Consider the following 15,138-nt stretch of genomic DNA (forward strand, 5'->3'; position numbering starts at 1 on the left):
CTAGCCCTTCACGCCTGAGGTCGCGATGCCCTTGATGAGGAACTTCTGGAACACCAGGAAGAACAGCACCACCGGCAGGAGCGACAGGAGGGTCATGGCCATCATGCCGCCGTAGTTGGAGACGGCCTCGGTGTTGTTGTAGGACTGCAGCAGTCGCGGCATGGGGAACTTCTCGATCTCGTGGAGGTAGATCAGGGGTCCCATGAAGTCGTTCCACGACCAGATGAACGTGAAGATCGAGGACGTCACGATCGCCGGGCGCAGCAGCGGCAGCATGATGGAGAAGAAGATCCGGAAGTGCCCGGCGCCGTCGATGGTCGCGGCCTGGTCGAGTTCGCGCGGGATGCCGCGCAGGAACTGGACGTACATGAACACGAAGAACGCGTCCAGGCCGAGGAACTTGCCGATCACGAGGGGGAAGATCGTGTTGACGACGTCCATCTCGGAGAAGATCAGGTACTGCGGGATGAGCATGACCTGGCCGGGCAGCAGGAGCGTCGCGATGACCACCGCGAACATCGCCTTGCGGCCGGGGAACTCCAGGCGGCCCAGGGCGTACGCGGTGATCGAGCACGAGGCGACGATGCCGACCACCGACATCGCGGCGATGACGAACGAGTTCCAGAAGAACCGCCACAGCGGGACCCCGGCCATGCCGTCGAACGCGGACGCGAAGTGCTCCCACGTGATGGAGGTCGGGATCGGCGAGATGCTGGTGAGGATCTCGGCGTTGGGTTTGACCGCGGCGGTCAGGACCCAGAACGCGGGGTAGAGGACGACCACGAGGACCGCCAGGAGGGCGACGTGCCAGATCACGGATCTGGCTTTGGCGCCCGCGGTGCGCTTCTTGCGCGGGATCACGCGCCCCTTCGGCGACGCTTGCGAGCCGTCAATTGGCTCAGTGGCGGTAACGGCGCTCATTTGTTGTCCTCCCCCGCGTAGTAGACGAGGTTCTTGGCGGCGCGGAACATGACGAGGGTGACCACGCCGACGGCGAGCACGAGCATCCACGCCCAAGCCGACGCGTAGCCCATGCGCAGGTCCACGAACGCCAGGGCGTAGATGCGGACGGTGTAGAACAGGGTCGACCAGGCCGGTCCGCCGGCGGTGCCGCCGATGATGAACGCGGGACCGAACAGCTGGAACGCGTGCACGGTCTCCATGAGCACGTTGAAGAAGATGACCGGCGACAGCATCGGGATCGTGATGTGCACGAACCGGTGCCATCTGCCGGCGCCGTCGACTTCGGCGGCTTCGTGGAGCTCGCCGGGTACCTGCAGGAGCCCGGCCATGAAGATGACCATCGGTGCGCCGAACGTCCACACGCTCAACAGGACGAGCATGAGGATGGACACGGACGGGTTGCCGATGAACCCGCCGCCGTCCCACCCGAACCAGGACATGATCTGGTCCTGGGGGCCGCCTCCGGCGAACAGGGCCTTCCACACGATCGCGATGCCGACGCTCATGGCGATGAGCGAGGGCATGTAGAACGCGGCCCGGTAGAAGCCGATGCCGCGCCGCGACTGCGTCAGGAGCATCGCGACCGCCAGGGACGCGATGAGCTTGAGCGGCACGGCCAGCAGCACGTACAGGAGGGTCACTTTGACGGCCCGGCCGAACATCGGGTCGTCGAACATCGCCGTGTAGTTCTCCAGGCCGATGAACTCCCCGCCCAGCAGCAGGTGGTAGTCGGTGAACGAGAGGTACAGCGACCACAGCATCGGACCGACGGTGAAGACGAGCGACCCGATGATCCAGGGGGTCATGAAGGTGTAGCCGACGAGCCGCTCGCCGCGGCGGGACACCGGGGTGCGGCGCTTGGCCGCCCCCCGGTTCCCGCGCGCGGGCGGCGCTCCGGCCTCTTCGGCCGCGGGTGGCGCGGTCGTGGAGGGAGAAGCTGACACGGTGAGGATTCCTTAAATGGGTGTTACTGCTCGTTGGCGAGGAGGGTCTCGGCCTCGGTGAAGAACAGCGCGGCGGCGTCGGCCGGGGTCATCTCGGCGTACTGGACCTGCTGGTACAGCTCGCCGAACTTGACCTCGATCGCGCCGGTCGCGGCCGGCGGGGCGGGCGGGGGCGTGGTCAGGTACTGCTCGACCGACGCCTCGTAGTCGATGACGGCCTGCGAGGCCGCGTCCAGCTCGACGTTCGCGAGCCCGGCGTTGGTGGCCGGGATGCCGCGGCTGGTGCCCAGGATCGCGATCGCCTCGGGGTCGCCGAGGAGGAAGTCGATGAGCTTCGCGGAGGCCTCGGCCTGCTCGGTCGCGGCCGAGATCACGAACTGCATGGAGGGCTTGAGGTACAGGCCCAGGTTGTTCGGGTCCAGCGACGGGGGCGCCGACAGCGCCAGCGCGCCGCCGTTCGCCTCGACGGTGGGGGCCATGCCGGGCAGGAAGTTGTCCCACCCGATCTCGGAGGCGAGCAGGTCCTGGACGAGGCCGCCCTCGACCCATTCAACGGTGGTCGCGACCGGCGGGACGTCCCCGGCGGCGTACAGGGCCGCCGTGGTCTGCCACCACTCGGCGAGCTTGGCCTGGTCGAAGTTGAGGGCCTTGCCGTCCTCGGTGTAGAACGAGCCGCCCTGCTGGCGCAGCCACAGCTCCATGAAGTGGTACTGCCCGGCCCAGTCGCCGCCGCCCCACTTGCCGTCGCCCAGACCTGCGGTCACGGTGGCGATGTCGGCCGCGTAGTTGTCCCACGAGTAGCCGGGCGCGGGCGCGGTCACGCCGTGCTGCTCGAACCAGTCCGAGCGGTAGATCAGGCCGAGGGTGTTGCCCGCGGCCGGGACGGCGACGAGCTTGCCGTCGAGCTTCGCGGTCTCCAGGAAGCCCTCGCGGAAGTCGTCGGTCTTGACGACCCCGTCCAGGGGCAGCAGCAGACCGGTCTGCCCGAACTGGCGCAGCCGCGAGTAGTCCATCTGGAACACGTCCGGAAGGTCCTTCGAGGCCATGCGGCCGGCCATCGACTCCCAGTACGCGGGGAAGTCGGCGAAGTTCGGCTTCACCTTGATGCCGGTGTTCTTCTGCTCGAACAGCGCGATCGCCTCTTTGGTGATCGTCGCGCGGGTCTCGTCGCCCCACCATTCGAAGCTGATCTCGATCGGGTCGTCGGCGGTGCCGGCCGGGCCGTCTTCACCGCAGGCGGCGGCAGCGGCGAGGACCGCGGCGGCCGAGGCGCCGGTGAGGACGGACCTGCGGCGGAGGCCGTGAGGGTTGCGCATCATCGTTGATTGCTCCTTCTTATTAGAGGGGTCCCGCCCCGGGGGGCGGGCCTTCGGGATCTATTGAGTTCGCTGCCCGCGTCAGGGGACGCGGGCGGGTTCGAGCCGCGCGGCCGCACCCGCCCAGGGCTGTTGCGGCCCTTGGGGTTCGTATCGGCGCGGACGTGCAGAATCGCGGGCGACAGCCCGCCGGGCCGCAGGCCCGGGTGCGATCAGACCCAGCGCCTGGGCCTGCACGAGGGCGTTGCCCAGGGCGGTGGCCTCGTCGGGCCCGGCCAGGACCGGACGGCCGACGGCGTCGGCCGTCAACTGGCACAGCAGCGCGTTGTTCGCGCCGCCGCCGACGATGTGGACGGTCTCGACCGGCTCCCCGGTGAGGGTTTCGAGCGAGGCGACCGCGCGGCGGTGGGCCAGCGCGAGCGAGTCGAGCACACACGCGGCCACCTCCGCGGGGGTCTCGGGAACCGGCTGCCCGGTTTCGGCGCAGTAGGCGCGGAGGCGACCGGGCATGTCGCCGGGGTCGGCGAACCGGGCGTCGTCGGGATCGACGACCGACCTGAGCCGCTCGGCCTTCGCGGCTTCGGCGAGCAGGCCCGCGAGGTCGACGTCGAGGCCCTGCGACCGCCACGTGCGGATCGACTCGTTGAGCAGCCACAGCCCGGCGACGTTGCGCAGGAACCGGATCGACCCGTCCGCGCCGCGCTCGTTCGTGAAACCCGCCTCGAGCGCTTCGGGGCCCGTGACCGGGGTGTCGCGTTCGACGCCGACGAGCGACCACGTGCCGCACGAGATGTACGCGGCGCGTTCGCCCTCGTAGGGGACGGCGGCGACGGCCGCGGCGGTGTCGTGGCTGGCGGTCGCGATCACCTGCGTGGACGCGGCGAGCCCGGTCGCTGCGGCGACCTCGGGCAGGACCGGGCCCAGGACCGTGCCCGTGGGCGTGACCGGGCCGAGCAGGCCGAGGTCGATGCCGAGCCGGTCGGCAAGGCCCTGCGACCAGTCGCCGGTGGCGAGATCGACCAGGCCCGTGGTGGACGCGTTCGTCGCCTCCCATGCAGGGACACCGGAGAGCCAGTACCCGATGAGGTCGGGGATCAGCAGCGCCTGGTGGGCATCGGTGGTTTCGGCGGTGAGCTGGAAGATCGTGTTGAACGGCTGCGGCTGGATACCGGTGGCGGCGAACAGGTCCGCGGCACCGACCTCTTCGAGCACTGCGGCTTTGGCGGCGGCGCCGCGCGGGTCCCGATAGCAGACCGGGTTCCCCGCGAGATGCCCGTCAGCGCCGATCAGGCCGTAGTCGACCGCCCACGAGTCCACACCGACCGCGACCGCACCCGGTACGGCGCGCAGGCCGTCGAGGATGCCCGACCACAGGCCCAGCACGTCCCAGTACAGGCGCCCGCGGACATTGACCGCACGGTTGGGGAACCGGGCGGCCTCGACAAGGTCGATCCGGTCGGCGCGGACACGGGCGGCCATGACGCGCCCCGAGGACGCGCCGAGGTCGACGGCGGCAAGGAGCGTCACCGCAGGAACCCCTGCGGATTGCCCGAGTCCACGGGGATGTGGACGCCGGTGGTGAGCCCGAGATCGGGGCCGACCAGCGCATAGACCGCGTCGGCTACCGAAGACGGCAGCACCTCTTTCTTCAGGAGGGTGCGCCCGGCGTAGTACTTGCCGAGTTCGGACTCCTCGACGCCGTACACGGCGGCGCGGTTGGCGCCCCACCCGGAGGCGAAGATCCCGGAGCCGCGCACCACGCCGTCGGGGTTGATCCCGTTGACGCGGATGCCGTGCTCCCCGAGCTCGGCGGCGAGCAACCGGACCTGGTGGGCCTGGTCGGCTTTTGTGGCGGAGTACGCGATGTTGTTGGGGCCCGCGAACACCGAGTTCTTCGACGCGATGTAGACGATGTCCCCGCCCAAACCCTGCGCGATCATCAACCGCGCGGCCTCGCGGCTGACCAGGAAAGAGCCCTTCGCCATCACGTCGTGCTGCAGGTCCCAGTCCGCGCCGGTCGTCTCCAGCAGCGGCTTCGACAGCGACAGCCCGGCATTGTTCACGACCAGGTCCACACCGCCGAACGCCACCGCCGCCGCACCGATCGCAGCGGCCACGGCCGCCTCGTCGGTCACGTTGCAGGCCACACCGACCGCGACATCCGCGTTCCCGATCCCGGCAGCGGCCTCCTCGGCCTTCGCCAGGTCGAGATCGGCGATCACGACACAGGCACCTTCGGCGGCGAGCCGTTCAGCGGTGGCCTTGCCGATACCCCCGGCCGCGCCGGTCACGAACGCGACCCGCCCGGCGAGCGGCTTCGGCTTCGGCAGCCGCCGGAGCTTCGCCTCCTCAAGGTCCCAGTACTCGATACGGAACTTCTCGGACTCGTCGATCGGTGCATACTGGGAGATCGCCTCCGCACCGCGCATCACGTTGATCGCGTTGACGTAGAACTCCCCCGCCACCCGAGCGGTCTTCTTGTCCGGCCCGAACGAGAACATGCCCACACCCGGCACGAGCACGATCGCCGGGTCCGCCCCGCGCATCGCGGGCGAACCCTCCACAGCGAACCGCTCATAGTAGGCGGCGTAATCCGCACGGTAGGCCGCATGCCGCTCCTGCAGGTGAGCGATAACCTCCGCAAACGGCTGCCCCGCAGCAGTTTCCAGCACGAGCGGCCGCACCTTGGTACGCAAGAAATGGTCAGGGCACGACGTACCGAGCGCCGCGAGCTCCGGCATCCGCTCCGAGGCCAGGAAATCGAGGACCACGGCGTCGTCGGTGAAATGCCCGACCTGACGCCGGTCGGTCGACACCAGACCCCGGACCACCGGAGCCAGAGCGGCCGCACGCGCAGCGCGCGCCTCAGCATCGAGGGGTTCGGTCACGCGCTGGCCGAAGGGGTCTTTGCGGCCGCGTTCGGCGATGAACGCCTCGCAGCCGGAGATGATCTCGAGGGAGTTCGCCTCGCACGCTTCGGAGGTGTCGCCCCAGGCGGTGATGCCGTGCCCGCCGAGGATGCACCCGATGGCCTGCGGGTTCGCGGCCTTGATCGCCGCGATGTCCAGGCCCAGCTGGAAACCGGGGCGCCGCCAATCGACCCACACGACGCGGTCGCCGAAGCACTCCTTGGTGAGGGCGGGGCCGTCAGCGGACGTGGCGAACGCGATCCCCGAATCCGGGTGCAGGTGGTCGACGTGCGCGGCGTCGACAAGGCCGTGCATCGCCGTGTCGATACTGGGTGCGGCACCGCCGCGGCCGTGCAGGCAGTAGTCGAACCGCGCGACCATCGCGTCCTCGGCATCGACACCCGGATAGGTGTCCACCATGGCCCGCATCCGGTCCAGCCGCAGCACCGCCAGACCGGACTCGGTCAACGTGCCGAGGTCGCCGCCGGAGCCCTTGACCCACAGCAACTCCACCGGCTCGCCCGTGACCGGGTCGGTCTCGGTGCCCTTCGCGGAGGTGTTGCCGCCCGCGAAGTTCGTGTTCCGCTTGTCCGCGCCCAGCCGGTTCGACCGGCCGATCAGCTCCTGCTTCGCGCTCATCGGCTACGCGCCCCACCCGGCGGCCTGGCCGCCCTGGCGGTCGGCCCGGATCTTCTCCGCATAGCCGGAAGCCGCGTAGGCGGCCATCGGGTCGGCGTCCAGGCCCTGCTCAGCGCGCAGTTCGGCCAGCAGCGGGCGCACGTCGGTGTTGTACGCGTCCATCAGAACCGCGTTCGCACCGAGCACATCCCCCGCGCGCTGCGCGGCGGCCAGCGCGTCGGTGTCGACCAGGAGCGCCTTCGCGGTCGCCTCCTGCACGTTCATGACCGAGCGGATCTGGCCGGGGATCTTCGGCTCGATGTTGTGGCACTGGTCGAGCATGTACGCGATGCCCGAGTCCGGGCCCACCACGCCTTGCAGCGCGAGCTCGTGCATGATCCGGAACAGCTGGAACGGGTCCGCCGAGCCGACCATGAGGTCGTCGTCGGCGTAGAACCGCGAGTTGAAGTCGAACCCGCCGAGCTTCCCTTCCCGCAGGAGCATCGCGACGATGAACTCGATGTTCGTGCCCGGCGCGTGGTGGCCGGTGTCGATGACGACCTGCGCCTTCGCACCGAGCTTGAGGCAGTGCGCGTAGGCGGTGCCCCAGTCGGGGACGTCCATCGTGTAGAACGACGGCTCGAACAGCTTGTATTCGAGGAGGAGGCGCTGGCCTGCGCCGAGGCGTGCGTAGACCTCGGCGAGGACGTCGGCGAGGCGGGCCTGGCGGTCGGCGATGGAGTCCTGGCCGGGGTAGTTGGTGCCGTCGGCGAACCAGAGCTTGAGGTCGGCCGAGCCGGTGGCGTCCATGATGTCGACGCATTCGAGGAGGTGGTCGGTGGCCTTGCGGCGCACGGCCGCGTCGGGGTGGCAGACCGATCCGAGCATGTAGTCGTCGTCTTGGAAGGTGTTGGAGTTGATGGTGCCGATCTTGACGCCGAGGTCGGCGGCGTGGGCGGCGAGCGCCTCGTAGTCGTCCACTTTGTCCCAGGGGATGTGGAGGGCGACGGACCCGGCGGCGCCGGTGTACTGGTTGACCTGGGCGGCGTCGGCGAGCTTCTCGAAGGGGTCGCGGGGGACGCCGTGCTGGGCGAAGACCTTGAAGCGGGTGCCGGAGTTGCCGAAGGCCCAGGAGGGCAGTTCGATGGTCTGGGTCGCGAGGACCTGCTTCGCGTGCTGCTTGCGGTCGCTCATTCGCCGGTTCCTTCGGTCTGCGCCAGTTGGGTTTCGAGGTTGAACACTTCGGGGAGGACGGTGAAGGCGTCGTCGGCGTTGGCGCCTCCGGTGCCTTCGAAGAAGGGGGCCATCTCGGCCTGCCAGCGGGCGTTGACCTCGGTTGCGGCCATGCCGGTGCGGGCGGCGTCGAAGTCGTCGGTCTCGAGGTAGCCGACGAGGAGGCCGTCGTCGCCGAGGAAGAGGGAGTAGTTGGTCCAGCCGGTGGCGGCGAGGGCGGCGAGCATGTCGGGCCAGACGGCGGCGTGGCGTTCGCGGTACTCGTCCAGGCGGTCGGGCCGGACGCGGAGCGTGAAGCACACGCGCGCCTTGGAAGGCGCTTGCAAGCCGTTGGTCGGGGCTGCCAAGGGGTTCCTCCTCGGAAGTGGAGCGGGAATCGGCCGCAAGATATTGAATCGATTCATGAAGGGATTTCGATAAGTTAAAACCCTCGGGCCTCAGGTTGTCAAGGCGTGACCGGCAAGAAATTCGAACACGGTTCGGTATATGCTCCTCAAGCTCCGGGTCCGCCGTTGAACCGTTTCAAAGGCGCCGCGATCGTTCGGCCCCGGAACCGCCCGCAGCGACGAGCGTCGATCCTTCGGCGCGCACCCCCGCACTACCCTGGGCTCCCGATAGCATTCGTGAGGTGACGATGACCACTACCAGCATGAAGGACGTCGCGCGCGCCGCGGGCGTGTCGGTCGGGACGGTCTCCAACGTGCTCAACCGGCCCGAGGCCGTCGCCGAGGAGACCCGCTCGCGGGTGCAGGCCGCCATCGCCGAACTCGGGTACGTCCGCAACGACTCCGCCAGGCAGCTGCGGGCCGGGCGCTCGCGCACCGTCGCCGTCGTCGTGCTGGACGTCGCCAACCCGTTCTTCACCGACGTCGTGCGCGGCGCCGAGCCGCTCATCGAGTCCGCGGGCGGCGTCGTCACGGTCTGCGACTCCGGCGAGGACGTCCGCCGCGAACGCCGCCACCTCGAGATCCTCGAGGAGCAGCGGGTCCTGGGCCTGCTCATCACCCCCGTCGACGACACCTCCGCGTCCTGGATCGAGCGGCTCTCGGGACACGACATCCCGCTGGTCCTGGTCGACCGCGGCGCCGGGCGGCACCCGCACTGCTCGGTCGCGGTCGACGACGTCCACGGCGGCCGCCTCGCCGCCCGCCACCTCGCCGACCGGGGCCACGCGCGCATCGCGTTCGTCGGAGGCCCGGCCTCGATCCCGCAGGTCGCCGACCGCCTCGCCGGGTGCCGCGAGGTGTGCGAGGAGCGCGGCGTCGCCCTGGAGGTGTTCACGACCGCCGGGCTCAACTTCGCCGCGGGCCGCGAGGCCGTCGAGCAGATGCTGGCCCTCGAGGAGCGGCCCACGGCCATGTTCTGCGCCAACGACCTCGTCGCGCTCGGCGCGCTGCAGGCGCTGACGATGCACGGCATCAAGGTCCCGCAGGAGTGCGCGATCATCGGCTACGACGACATCGACTTCGCCGCGGCCGCCGCGGTGCCGCTCTCCTCGGTCCGCCAGCCGCGCTCGCAGCTGGGCCGCACGGCCGCGCAGCTCTTGTTCGACGAGATCGCCGAGGGCGCGGGGCACACCCACCGCAACGTGGTGTTCCAGCCCGAGCTGGTCGCGCGGGCCTCGACCGCGCAGGAGCTGTGACCAGCCCCCACCCGCTCCTGTAACGGTAAAGTTCGGGTCTGGTAGCGTCTGCGCAACCGGCCCGGTGGCGTGTCGCTCCCGGCGTCGGCGTGCGAACAACCGACCCCCCGCCAGGAGGCGAACATGGCCGAGCACCACTCCGCGCGCATCGAGTTCGATCCGCGCTTCACCGTCGCCGACGTGCCCGAGCGGCTGTTCGGCTCGTTCGTCGAGCACCTGGGCCGGTGCGTCTACACCGGTATCTACGAGCCCGGGCATGCGACCGCGGACGCCGACGGCCTGCGCCAGGACGTGCTCGACCTCATCAGCGAGCTGGGCCCGACGATGGTCCGCTACCCCGGCGGGAACTTCGTCTCCGGCTACCGGTGGGAGGACGGCACGGGCCCGAAGGAGGAGCGGCCGCGCCGCCTCGACCTCGCCTGGGGCACCACCGAGACCAACCAGTTCGGGCTCGGCGAGTTCATGAAGTTCTGCCGCACCGTCGGTGTCGAGCCGAACATGGCCGTGAACCTCGGCACCCGCGGCCTGCAGGAGGCCCTGGACCTGCTCGAATACGCGAACCACCCGGGCGGGACGTACTGGTCGGACCTGCGCCGCTCGCACGGCGACGAAGAGCCGTACGGCATCAAGCTGTGGTGCCTGGGCAACGAGATGGACGGCCCCTGGCAGATCGGGCAGAAGACCGCCCACGAGTACGGCCGCACCGCCGACCAGGTCGCGCGGTCGATGCGGTACATCGACCCCGAGCTCGACCTCGTCGCGTGCGGCTCCTCGTCGCGAGGCATGCCGGAGTTCGGCGCGTGGGAGGCCGAGGTCCTGGCCCAGTCGTACGAGTCGGTGGACTACATCTCCGCGCACGCCTACTACCAGCCGCGCGACGGCGACTTCAAGTCGTTCATGGCCTCGGCGCAGGACATGGAGCTGTTCATCGACGGCGTCACCGCCACGGCGGACGCGGTCGGCGCGAAGCTGAAGACCGACAAGAAGATCAACATCTCCTTCGACGAGTGGAACGTCTGGTACCAGGACGCCCCCACGGGCGAGCGGGACGAGCCGTGGGCGGTCGCGCCGCGCCAGCTCGAGGACGTGTACTCGGCGATGGACGCGGTCGTGTTCGGGTCGCTGATGATCACGCTGCTGCGCCGCTGCGACCGCGTCACGGCCGCGTGCCTGGCGCAGCTGGTGAACGTGATCGCGCCGATCATGACCGAGCCGGACGGGCCGGCGTGGCGCCAGACCACGTTCTTCCCGTTCGCCGAGGCCTCGAAGTTCGGTCGCGGGAAGGTCCTGCGGGTCAACGCCGCGTCGCCATCGATCAGCACCGAGAAGTACGGGGACGTCGCCGCGCTCCACTCGGTGGCCGTGGCGAACGAGGACGGCACCTACACGGTGTTCGCCGTCAACCGCGACCTTGAGGCGCCGATGACGCTCGAGGTCGACCTCGGTTCGCTCGGCGGTCTCACCGATGTGTCGTGCTCGACGTTGACGGACGAGGACCCGAACGCGAAGAACACCCTGGCCGACCAGACCCGCGTGGCCCCGGTCGCCAACGGCGCGATCACGGTCAAGGACGGTGTCGCGTTCATCGAGCTGCCCGCAATGAGCTGGAACACCATCCGCATCGCCTAGGCGCGCAACGCGAAACGGGCCCGCAGCTGCAAGCTGCGGGCCCGTTGTTCGTTGTCAGGCGCGGGAGGCGCGGACGGCTGCGGCGAGCTCGTTCAGGAGCGCCTCGGTCTCGTCCCAGCCGACGCAGGCGTCGGTCACGGACTTGCCGTATTCGAGCGTGTCGAGGGGCGCGGGCTCCTGGCGGCCGGCTTCGATGAAGCTCTCGATCATGAGCCCGGCGATGCCCTGCTCCCCTGCGGCGATGCGCTCGGCGAGTTCGCGGACGACCTCGGCCTGGCGGACGTGGTCCTTCCCGGAGTTGGCGTGGCTCGCGTCCACGACCAGGCGCTGCGGCATGCCGTGCTTGGCGAGCAGCGCGAGGCCGTCGCGGACGTCCTCGGGGCTGTAGTTGGGTCCGCTGCGGCCGCCGCGCAGGATGATGTGGCAGTCGGGGTTGCCGGAGGTGGAGACGATCGAGGCGCGGCCGTCCTCGTCGACGCCGAAGAACACGTGGTCTCCGGCGGCGGCCCGGCAGCCGTCGATAGCGGAGGTCAGGTCGCCGTCGGTGGTGTTCTTGAAGCCGATGGGCATGGACAGGCCGGACGCGAGCTGGCGGTGGACCTGCGATTCGGTGGTGCGGGCGCCGATCGCGCCCCAGGAGACGGCGTCGGCGATGTGCTGGGGGCTGGTGGGTTCGAGGAACTCGCAGCCGACCGGGAGGCCGGTGTCGAGGACGTCGAGGAGGACGCGGCGGGCCAGGCGCAGGCCGAGTTCGACGTCGTGGGTACCGTCGAGGTGCGGGTCGTTGATGAGGCCCTTCCAGCCGACGGTGGTGCGGGGCTTCTCGAAGTAGACGCGCATGACGACCATGAGGGCGTCGCCGAGGTCGGCCGTGGCGGCGGCGAGGCGCTGCGCGTAGTCCTTGGCGGCGGCCGGGTCGTGCACGGAGCAGGGGCCGACGACGACGAGGAGGCGGTCGTCGGTCCCGGTGAGGACGTGCTCGACCTCGCGGCGGCTGCGCTCGACCAGGGCGGCACGCTTGTCGCCGAGCGGCAGTTCGGCGCGCAGGGCGGCGGGGGCGACGAGGGGCTGGAAGGCGGTGACGCGCAGGTCGTTGGTCTGCGGCGGCAGATCAGTGGGCGTGCTCATCGGGTGCGGTTCCCATCTCTGGTTGCGAGGCGGGTCCTGTCCACTCGTGGTCTCCCCCGGTGCCGGCCCGCCTGACGACGAAAGGCAGCGACTGGTGTCGCTGCCTTGTTGGCTCCGGGTGTGTTCTGCGGTCAGCGCGTGCGCCGCCGGGCTCCACCCGGAGCCGGCGTAAAGCGCCAATAACCACGAACAACCGTAGACATGCGCCGAACCGTAGCACACCCGCGCGGGGGCCCGCCACGGCCCGGGGCGGGTGTCACAGGCCGCTGATCGTCTCGGGGGCGCGCTCGGCGCGGGCGAGGGCGCGCACCAGGTCGGCTTGGCCGTGGCGTTTGGCGGCGAGGCGGGTGAGCATCCACGCGGCGGTGTCGAACGCGTCCTGGTCGCATTCGGGGGTGTCGATCCCGGCGGAGTAGGCGAGGTCGTCGCCGTGGACGACGAGTTCCATGATGCGGGTGCGCAGGAAGTCGTCGAGGGTCATCGCGTAGGGCCAGCGGGTGTTGCCGCTGGTCTCGGTGCCGTCCATGGCCGCCAGCGCAGTCTCCAGAGTGCTCAACGCGCTCGAGGCGTCGGCGATGACCGTTTCGGGACCGGCTGCGGCGGCTTTCTCGCCGCCGTCGCGGATGCCGGTGTTGTAGTCGTTGTCGATGTCGGCGGCGAGCCAGGCGGCGCGGTCGTAGTGGCCGAAGAGGGTCACGGTGTCCTTGCCGGCGTGGTCGGCGGCGAGTCCGGCGGTGACCGAGGTGATCTGCTGCAGCAGGTGGGTGGCGAGGCCGCCGACGGTGAAGCCCGCCAGCGCGGACGGGCCGGTCCAGGCGTTCGTGACGGCGTCGTCCCCGGCGAGGTCCAGGGCGGTGCGGGCGGCGGCGAGGTACTGGTCGCGGATGCTCGACATTCGGTTCGCTTTCTAGCGCATGGAGACGTGGACGTGGTTGGTGTGGTCGGAGGCGGGGTCGCCTCCGGCGCCGGAGTAGGAGCGCCAACCGGAGGACGGGGACCAGAACTCGCGGTACCAGATCACGTATTCGACGCCGAGGGCGTCGGCGTTGTTGACGTACCAGGAGGCGAGCTGGTCGCCGTAGGTCTTGTCGTCGCCGGAGGCGTCCTCGTTCTGGAACCCGGATTCGTCGGCGGCCCAGTCGCAGGCGCGGCCCAGCGGGTGCTCGCCGGAGCCGCCGGAGCGGTAGCAGGAGACGTAGTGGTCGAACCCGGCTTCTTTGGTCTCGTTGTACATGTGGAGGGTGCGCGGGGTGAGGCAGCCGTCGGTGGTGGGGTCGTCCTCGGTGCAGCCGGAGCTGTCGCCGCCGTAGCCTTCGGCGGCGGGGGCGCCGCCGTCGGAGCCGGGCCCGGAGGCTTCCTCGGCGCGGAGGTCTTCGAGCTGCTCTTCGAGTTCGTCGGCGGCCTTCTCGGCGTCGTTCAAGGCGTCTTCGGCGGCTTTGACCTCGTCGGCGTGCGCGGCCTGCTCGGCTTCGAGCTGGTCGAGGAGCGCCCCGGCCTCGTTCATGAGCGCGGCCCGCTCGCCGCCGAGGAACCCGGTGTAGGTCATGGCGTCGACGAGGTCGCGGGAGTTCTCGGAGGAGAGGACCGCGTTGGTGGTCTGGAGTTCGCCCTCGGTGTGGAGGTAGACCGCGTACTCGTTGAGGTCGGTGGTGAGCTCGTTGAACAGGGCCTGCGTGTCGGCGATCTGCGTTTCGAGTTCGGCGGCGCGCGCGTTGGCGGCGTCGACGGCCTCCTCGGCGTCGGCGACCTTGTCGATGGCCTCGGCCAGGTCGGCTTCGAGGGTCTTCTCGTCGGGTTCGGCCGAGGCCGGGACGGGGAAGAACGCCACGAGGGCGGCGAGGAGCACTACGGGGAGGATCTGCTTGCTGCGCACGGGTGGAGGTCTGCTTCCGGAGGGTCGGGTCGCCGCCCCGGCTGGGCGGCGGCCGGTTTACAAATCGAGGTCGACCACGAGGGGGGCGTGGTCGGAGGCGCCTTTGCCTTTGCGTTCGTTGCGGTCGACGTAGGCGTCGGTGACGGCCGCCTTGAAGGCGGGGTTGGCCAGGACGAGGTCGATGCGCAGGCCGCGGTTCTTGGGGAAGTCGAGGTTGCGGTAGTCCCAGAACGTGAACGGCTGGTCGTATTTGAGGGCCCGGGGGTAGACCTCGGCGAGCCCGGCGGCCTGCACGGCGGCGAGCGCGTCGCGTTCGTCCTGGGTGATGTGGGTGGTGCCGGTCCATTCGGCGACGTCCCAGAGGTCGTCGTCGGTGGGGCAGATGTTGTAGTCGCCGAGGGCGGCGAAGGGGAGGGCCCCGGCGGCGTCCGCGGCGGCGTCGGCGGCGAGGGCCTTGAGGAACGCGAGCTTGTACGGGAAGTGCGGGTCGGCCGTGTCGCGGCCGTTGGGGATGTACAGGGACTGGACGCGGACGGGACCGCACGTGGCGGTGATCGCCCGCGGTTCGGCCGCGTCCCCGAACTCGGGCTGGTCGGCGATGCCGCGGCGCACGTCCGCGATGCCGACGCGCGAGAGGATCGCGACGCCGTTCCAGCGGCCGGTGCCCCACGAGGCGATCTCGTACCCGGCGGCGCTGATCGCGTCGACGGGCACGTCCGCGTCGGCGCATTTGAGTTCTTGGAGGCAGACCACGTCCGGCTCGGCGGTCTCGAGCCAGCCGGTGAGCCGGTCGAGGCGGGCTTTGAGCGAGTTGATGTTCCACGTGGCCACGCGCATGGGCCTCACCCTACCCGCCGCCGGGTCCGCGGTGAGCGGACCCGGG

Annotated in this window: 13 protein-coding genes; 2 read left to right on the plus strand and 11 right to left on the minus strand. The window is 70.1% G+C overall.

Features of this window, described 5'->3' with window-relative positions:
• The 7 genes from ACZ60M_RS14590 to ACZ60M_RS14620 form a co-directional block, all read right to left on the minus strand.
• A complete protein-coding gene (locus tag ACZ60M_RS14590; RefSeq protein ID WP_465418230.1) occupies positions 1 to 921 on the minus strand; it encodes a carbohydrate ABC transporter permease in 921 nt (306 codons plus the stop codon).
• A complete protein-coding gene (locus ACZ60M_RS14595; RefSeq protein ID WP_465418231.1) occupies positions 918 to 1,907 on the minus strand; it encodes a carbohydrate ABC transporter permease in 990 nt (329 codons plus the stop codon). Before ACZ60M_RS14595 ends, ACZ60M_RS14590 begins: the two co-directional genes overlap by 4 nt.
• A gap of 23 nt (positions 1,908 to 1,930) precedes the next feature.
• On the minus strand, positions 1,931 to 3,226 hold the full coding sequence (locus ACZ60M_RS14600; protein WP_465418233.1) for an ABC transporter substrate-binding protein: 1,296 nt from the start codon (positions 3,224 to 3,226) through the stop codon (positions 1,931 to 1,933).
• Positions 3,227 to 3,304: 78 nt separating this feature from the next.
• The gene (locus ACZ60M_RS14605) at positions 3,305 to 4,702 is read right to left on the minus strand and encodes a rhamnulokinase (protein WP_465418333.1); all 1,398 of its coding nucleotides are present in this window, start codon (positions 4,700 to 4,702) and stop codon (positions 3,305 to 3,307) included.
• A gap of 44 nt (positions 4,703 to 4,746) precedes the next feature.
• Positions 4,747 to 6,771, minus strand: a complete 2,025-nt coding sequence (locus ACZ60M_RS14610; protein ID WP_465418235.1) for a bifunctional aldolase/short-chain dehydrogenase — start codon at positions 6,769 to 6,771, stop codon at positions 4,747 to 4,749.
• A gap of 3 nt (positions 6,772 to 6,774) precedes the next feature.
• Positions 6,775 to 7,944 (minus strand): L-rhamnose isomerase, encoded by a 1,170-nt coding sequence (gene rhaI, locus ACZ60M_RS14615; protein WP_465418237.1) that lies wholly within the window; start codon positions 7,942 to 7,944, stop codon positions 6,775 to 6,777.
• Positions 7,941 to 8,309, minus strand: coding sequence for an L-rhamnose mutarotase (locus tag ACZ60M_RS14620; RefSeq protein WP_465418335.1), 369 nt, complete (start codon positions 8,307 to 8,309; stop codon positions 7,941 to 7,943). The genes rhaI and ACZ60M_RS14620 overlap by 4 nt, the downstream gene beginning before the upstream one ends.
• Before the next feature lie 308 nt (positions 8,310 to 8,617).
• On the opposite strand from ACZ60M_RS14620, the gene ACZ60M_RS14625 reads away from it, so the two are divergent.
• The gene (locus ACZ60M_RS14625) at positions 8,618 to 9,625 is read left to right on the plus strand and encodes a LacI family DNA-binding transcriptional regulator (protein WP_465418239.1); all 1,008 of its coding nucleotides are present in this window, start codon (positions 8,618 to 8,620) and stop codon (positions 9,623 to 9,625) included.
• Between the two features lie 123 nt (positions 9,626 to 9,748).
• Positions 9,749 to 11,254: an arabinosylfuranosidase ArfA gene (gene arfA / locus ACZ60M_RS14630; protein WP_465418240.1), complete on the plus strand. Its 1,506-nt coding sequence runs from the start codon at positions 9,749 to 9,751 to the stop codon at positions 11,252 to 11,254.
• 54 nt (positions 11,255 to 11,308) lie between these two features.
• Here the strand turns inward: arfA and ACZ60M_RS14635 are convergent, their stop codons facing one another.
• The 4 genes from ACZ60M_RS14635 to ACZ60M_RS14650 all read right to left on the minus strand — a co-directional run bounded on the left by ACZ60M_RS14635 (position 11,309) and on the right by ACZ60M_RS14650 (position 15,092).
• A complete protein-coding gene (locus ACZ60M_RS14635; RefSeq protein WP_465418242.1) occupies positions 11,309 to 12,382 on the minus strand; it encodes a 3-deoxy-7-phosphoheptulonate synthase in 1,074 nt (357 codons plus the stop codon).
• Positions 12,383 to 12,638: 256 nt separating this feature from the next.
• Entirely contained in the window at positions 12,639 to 13,277 is a 639-nt protein-coding gene (locus ACZ60M_RS14640; protein ID WP_465418244.1) for a maleylpyruvate isomerase N-terminal domain-containing protein, read from the minus strand.
• A 12-nt stretch (positions 13,278 to 13,289) separates the two neighbouring features.
• Entirely contained in the window at positions 13,290 to 14,255 is a 966-nt protein-coding gene (locus ACZ60M_RS14645; protein WP_465418245.1) for a coiled-coil domain-containing protein, read from the minus strand.
• Positions 14,256 to 14,312: 57 nt separating this feature from the next.
• Positions 14,313 to 15,092: an exodeoxyribonuclease III gene (locus ACZ60M_RS14650; RefSeq protein WP_465418247.1), complete on the minus strand. Its 780-nt coding sequence runs from the start codon at positions 15,090 to 15,092 to the stop codon at positions 14,313 to 14,315.
• Positions 15,093 to 15,138 lie beyond the last annotated feature (46 nt).

The organism is Glycomyces sp. NPDC050141 (assembly GCF_055586545.1).

Bases quoted from the DNA above. Each gene is read 5' to 3' on its own strand.
- ACZ60M_RS14610 (WP_465418235.1), bottom strand. From the start codon at position 6,771: ATGAGCGCGAAGCAGGAGCTGATCGGCCGGTCGAACCGGCTGGGCGCG.
- ACZ60M_RS14640 (WP_465418244.1), bottom strand. From the start codon at position 13,277: ATGTCGAGCATCCGCGACCAGTACCTCGCCGCCGCCCGCACCGCCCTG.
- ACZ60M_RS14625 (WP_465418239.1), top strand. From the start codon at position 8,618: ATGACCACTACCAGCATGAAGGACGTCGCGCGCGCCGCGGGCGTGTCG.
- ACZ60M_RS14600 (WP_465418233.1), bottom strand. From the start codon at position 3,226: ATGATGCGCAACCCTCACGGCCTCCGCCGCAGGTCCGTCCTCACCGGC.
- ACZ60M_RS14605 (WP_465418333.1), bottom strand. From the start codon at position 4,702: ATGGCCGCCCGTGTCCGCGCCGACCGGATCGACCTTGTCGAGGCCGCC.
- arfA (WP_465418240.1), top strand. From the start codon at position 9,749: ATGGCCGAGCACCACTCCGCGCGCATCGAGTTCGATCCGCGCTTCACC.
- ACZ60M_RS14590 (WP_465418230.1), bottom strand. From the start codon at position 921: ATGAGCGCCGTTACCGCCACTGAGCCAATTGACGGCTCGCAAGCGTCG.
- ACZ60M_RS14635 (WP_465418242.1), bottom strand. From the start codon at position 12,382: ATGAGCACGCCCACTGATCTGCCGCCGCAGACCAACGACCTGCGCGTC.
- ACZ60M_RS14650 (WP_465418247.1), bottom strand. From the start codon at position 15,092: ATGCGCGTGGCCACGTGGAACATCAACTCGCTCAAAGCCCGCCTCGAC.
- rhaI (WP_465418237.1), bottom strand. From the start codon at position 7,944: ATGAGCGACCGCAAGCAGCACGCGAAGCAGGTCCTCGCGACCCAGACC.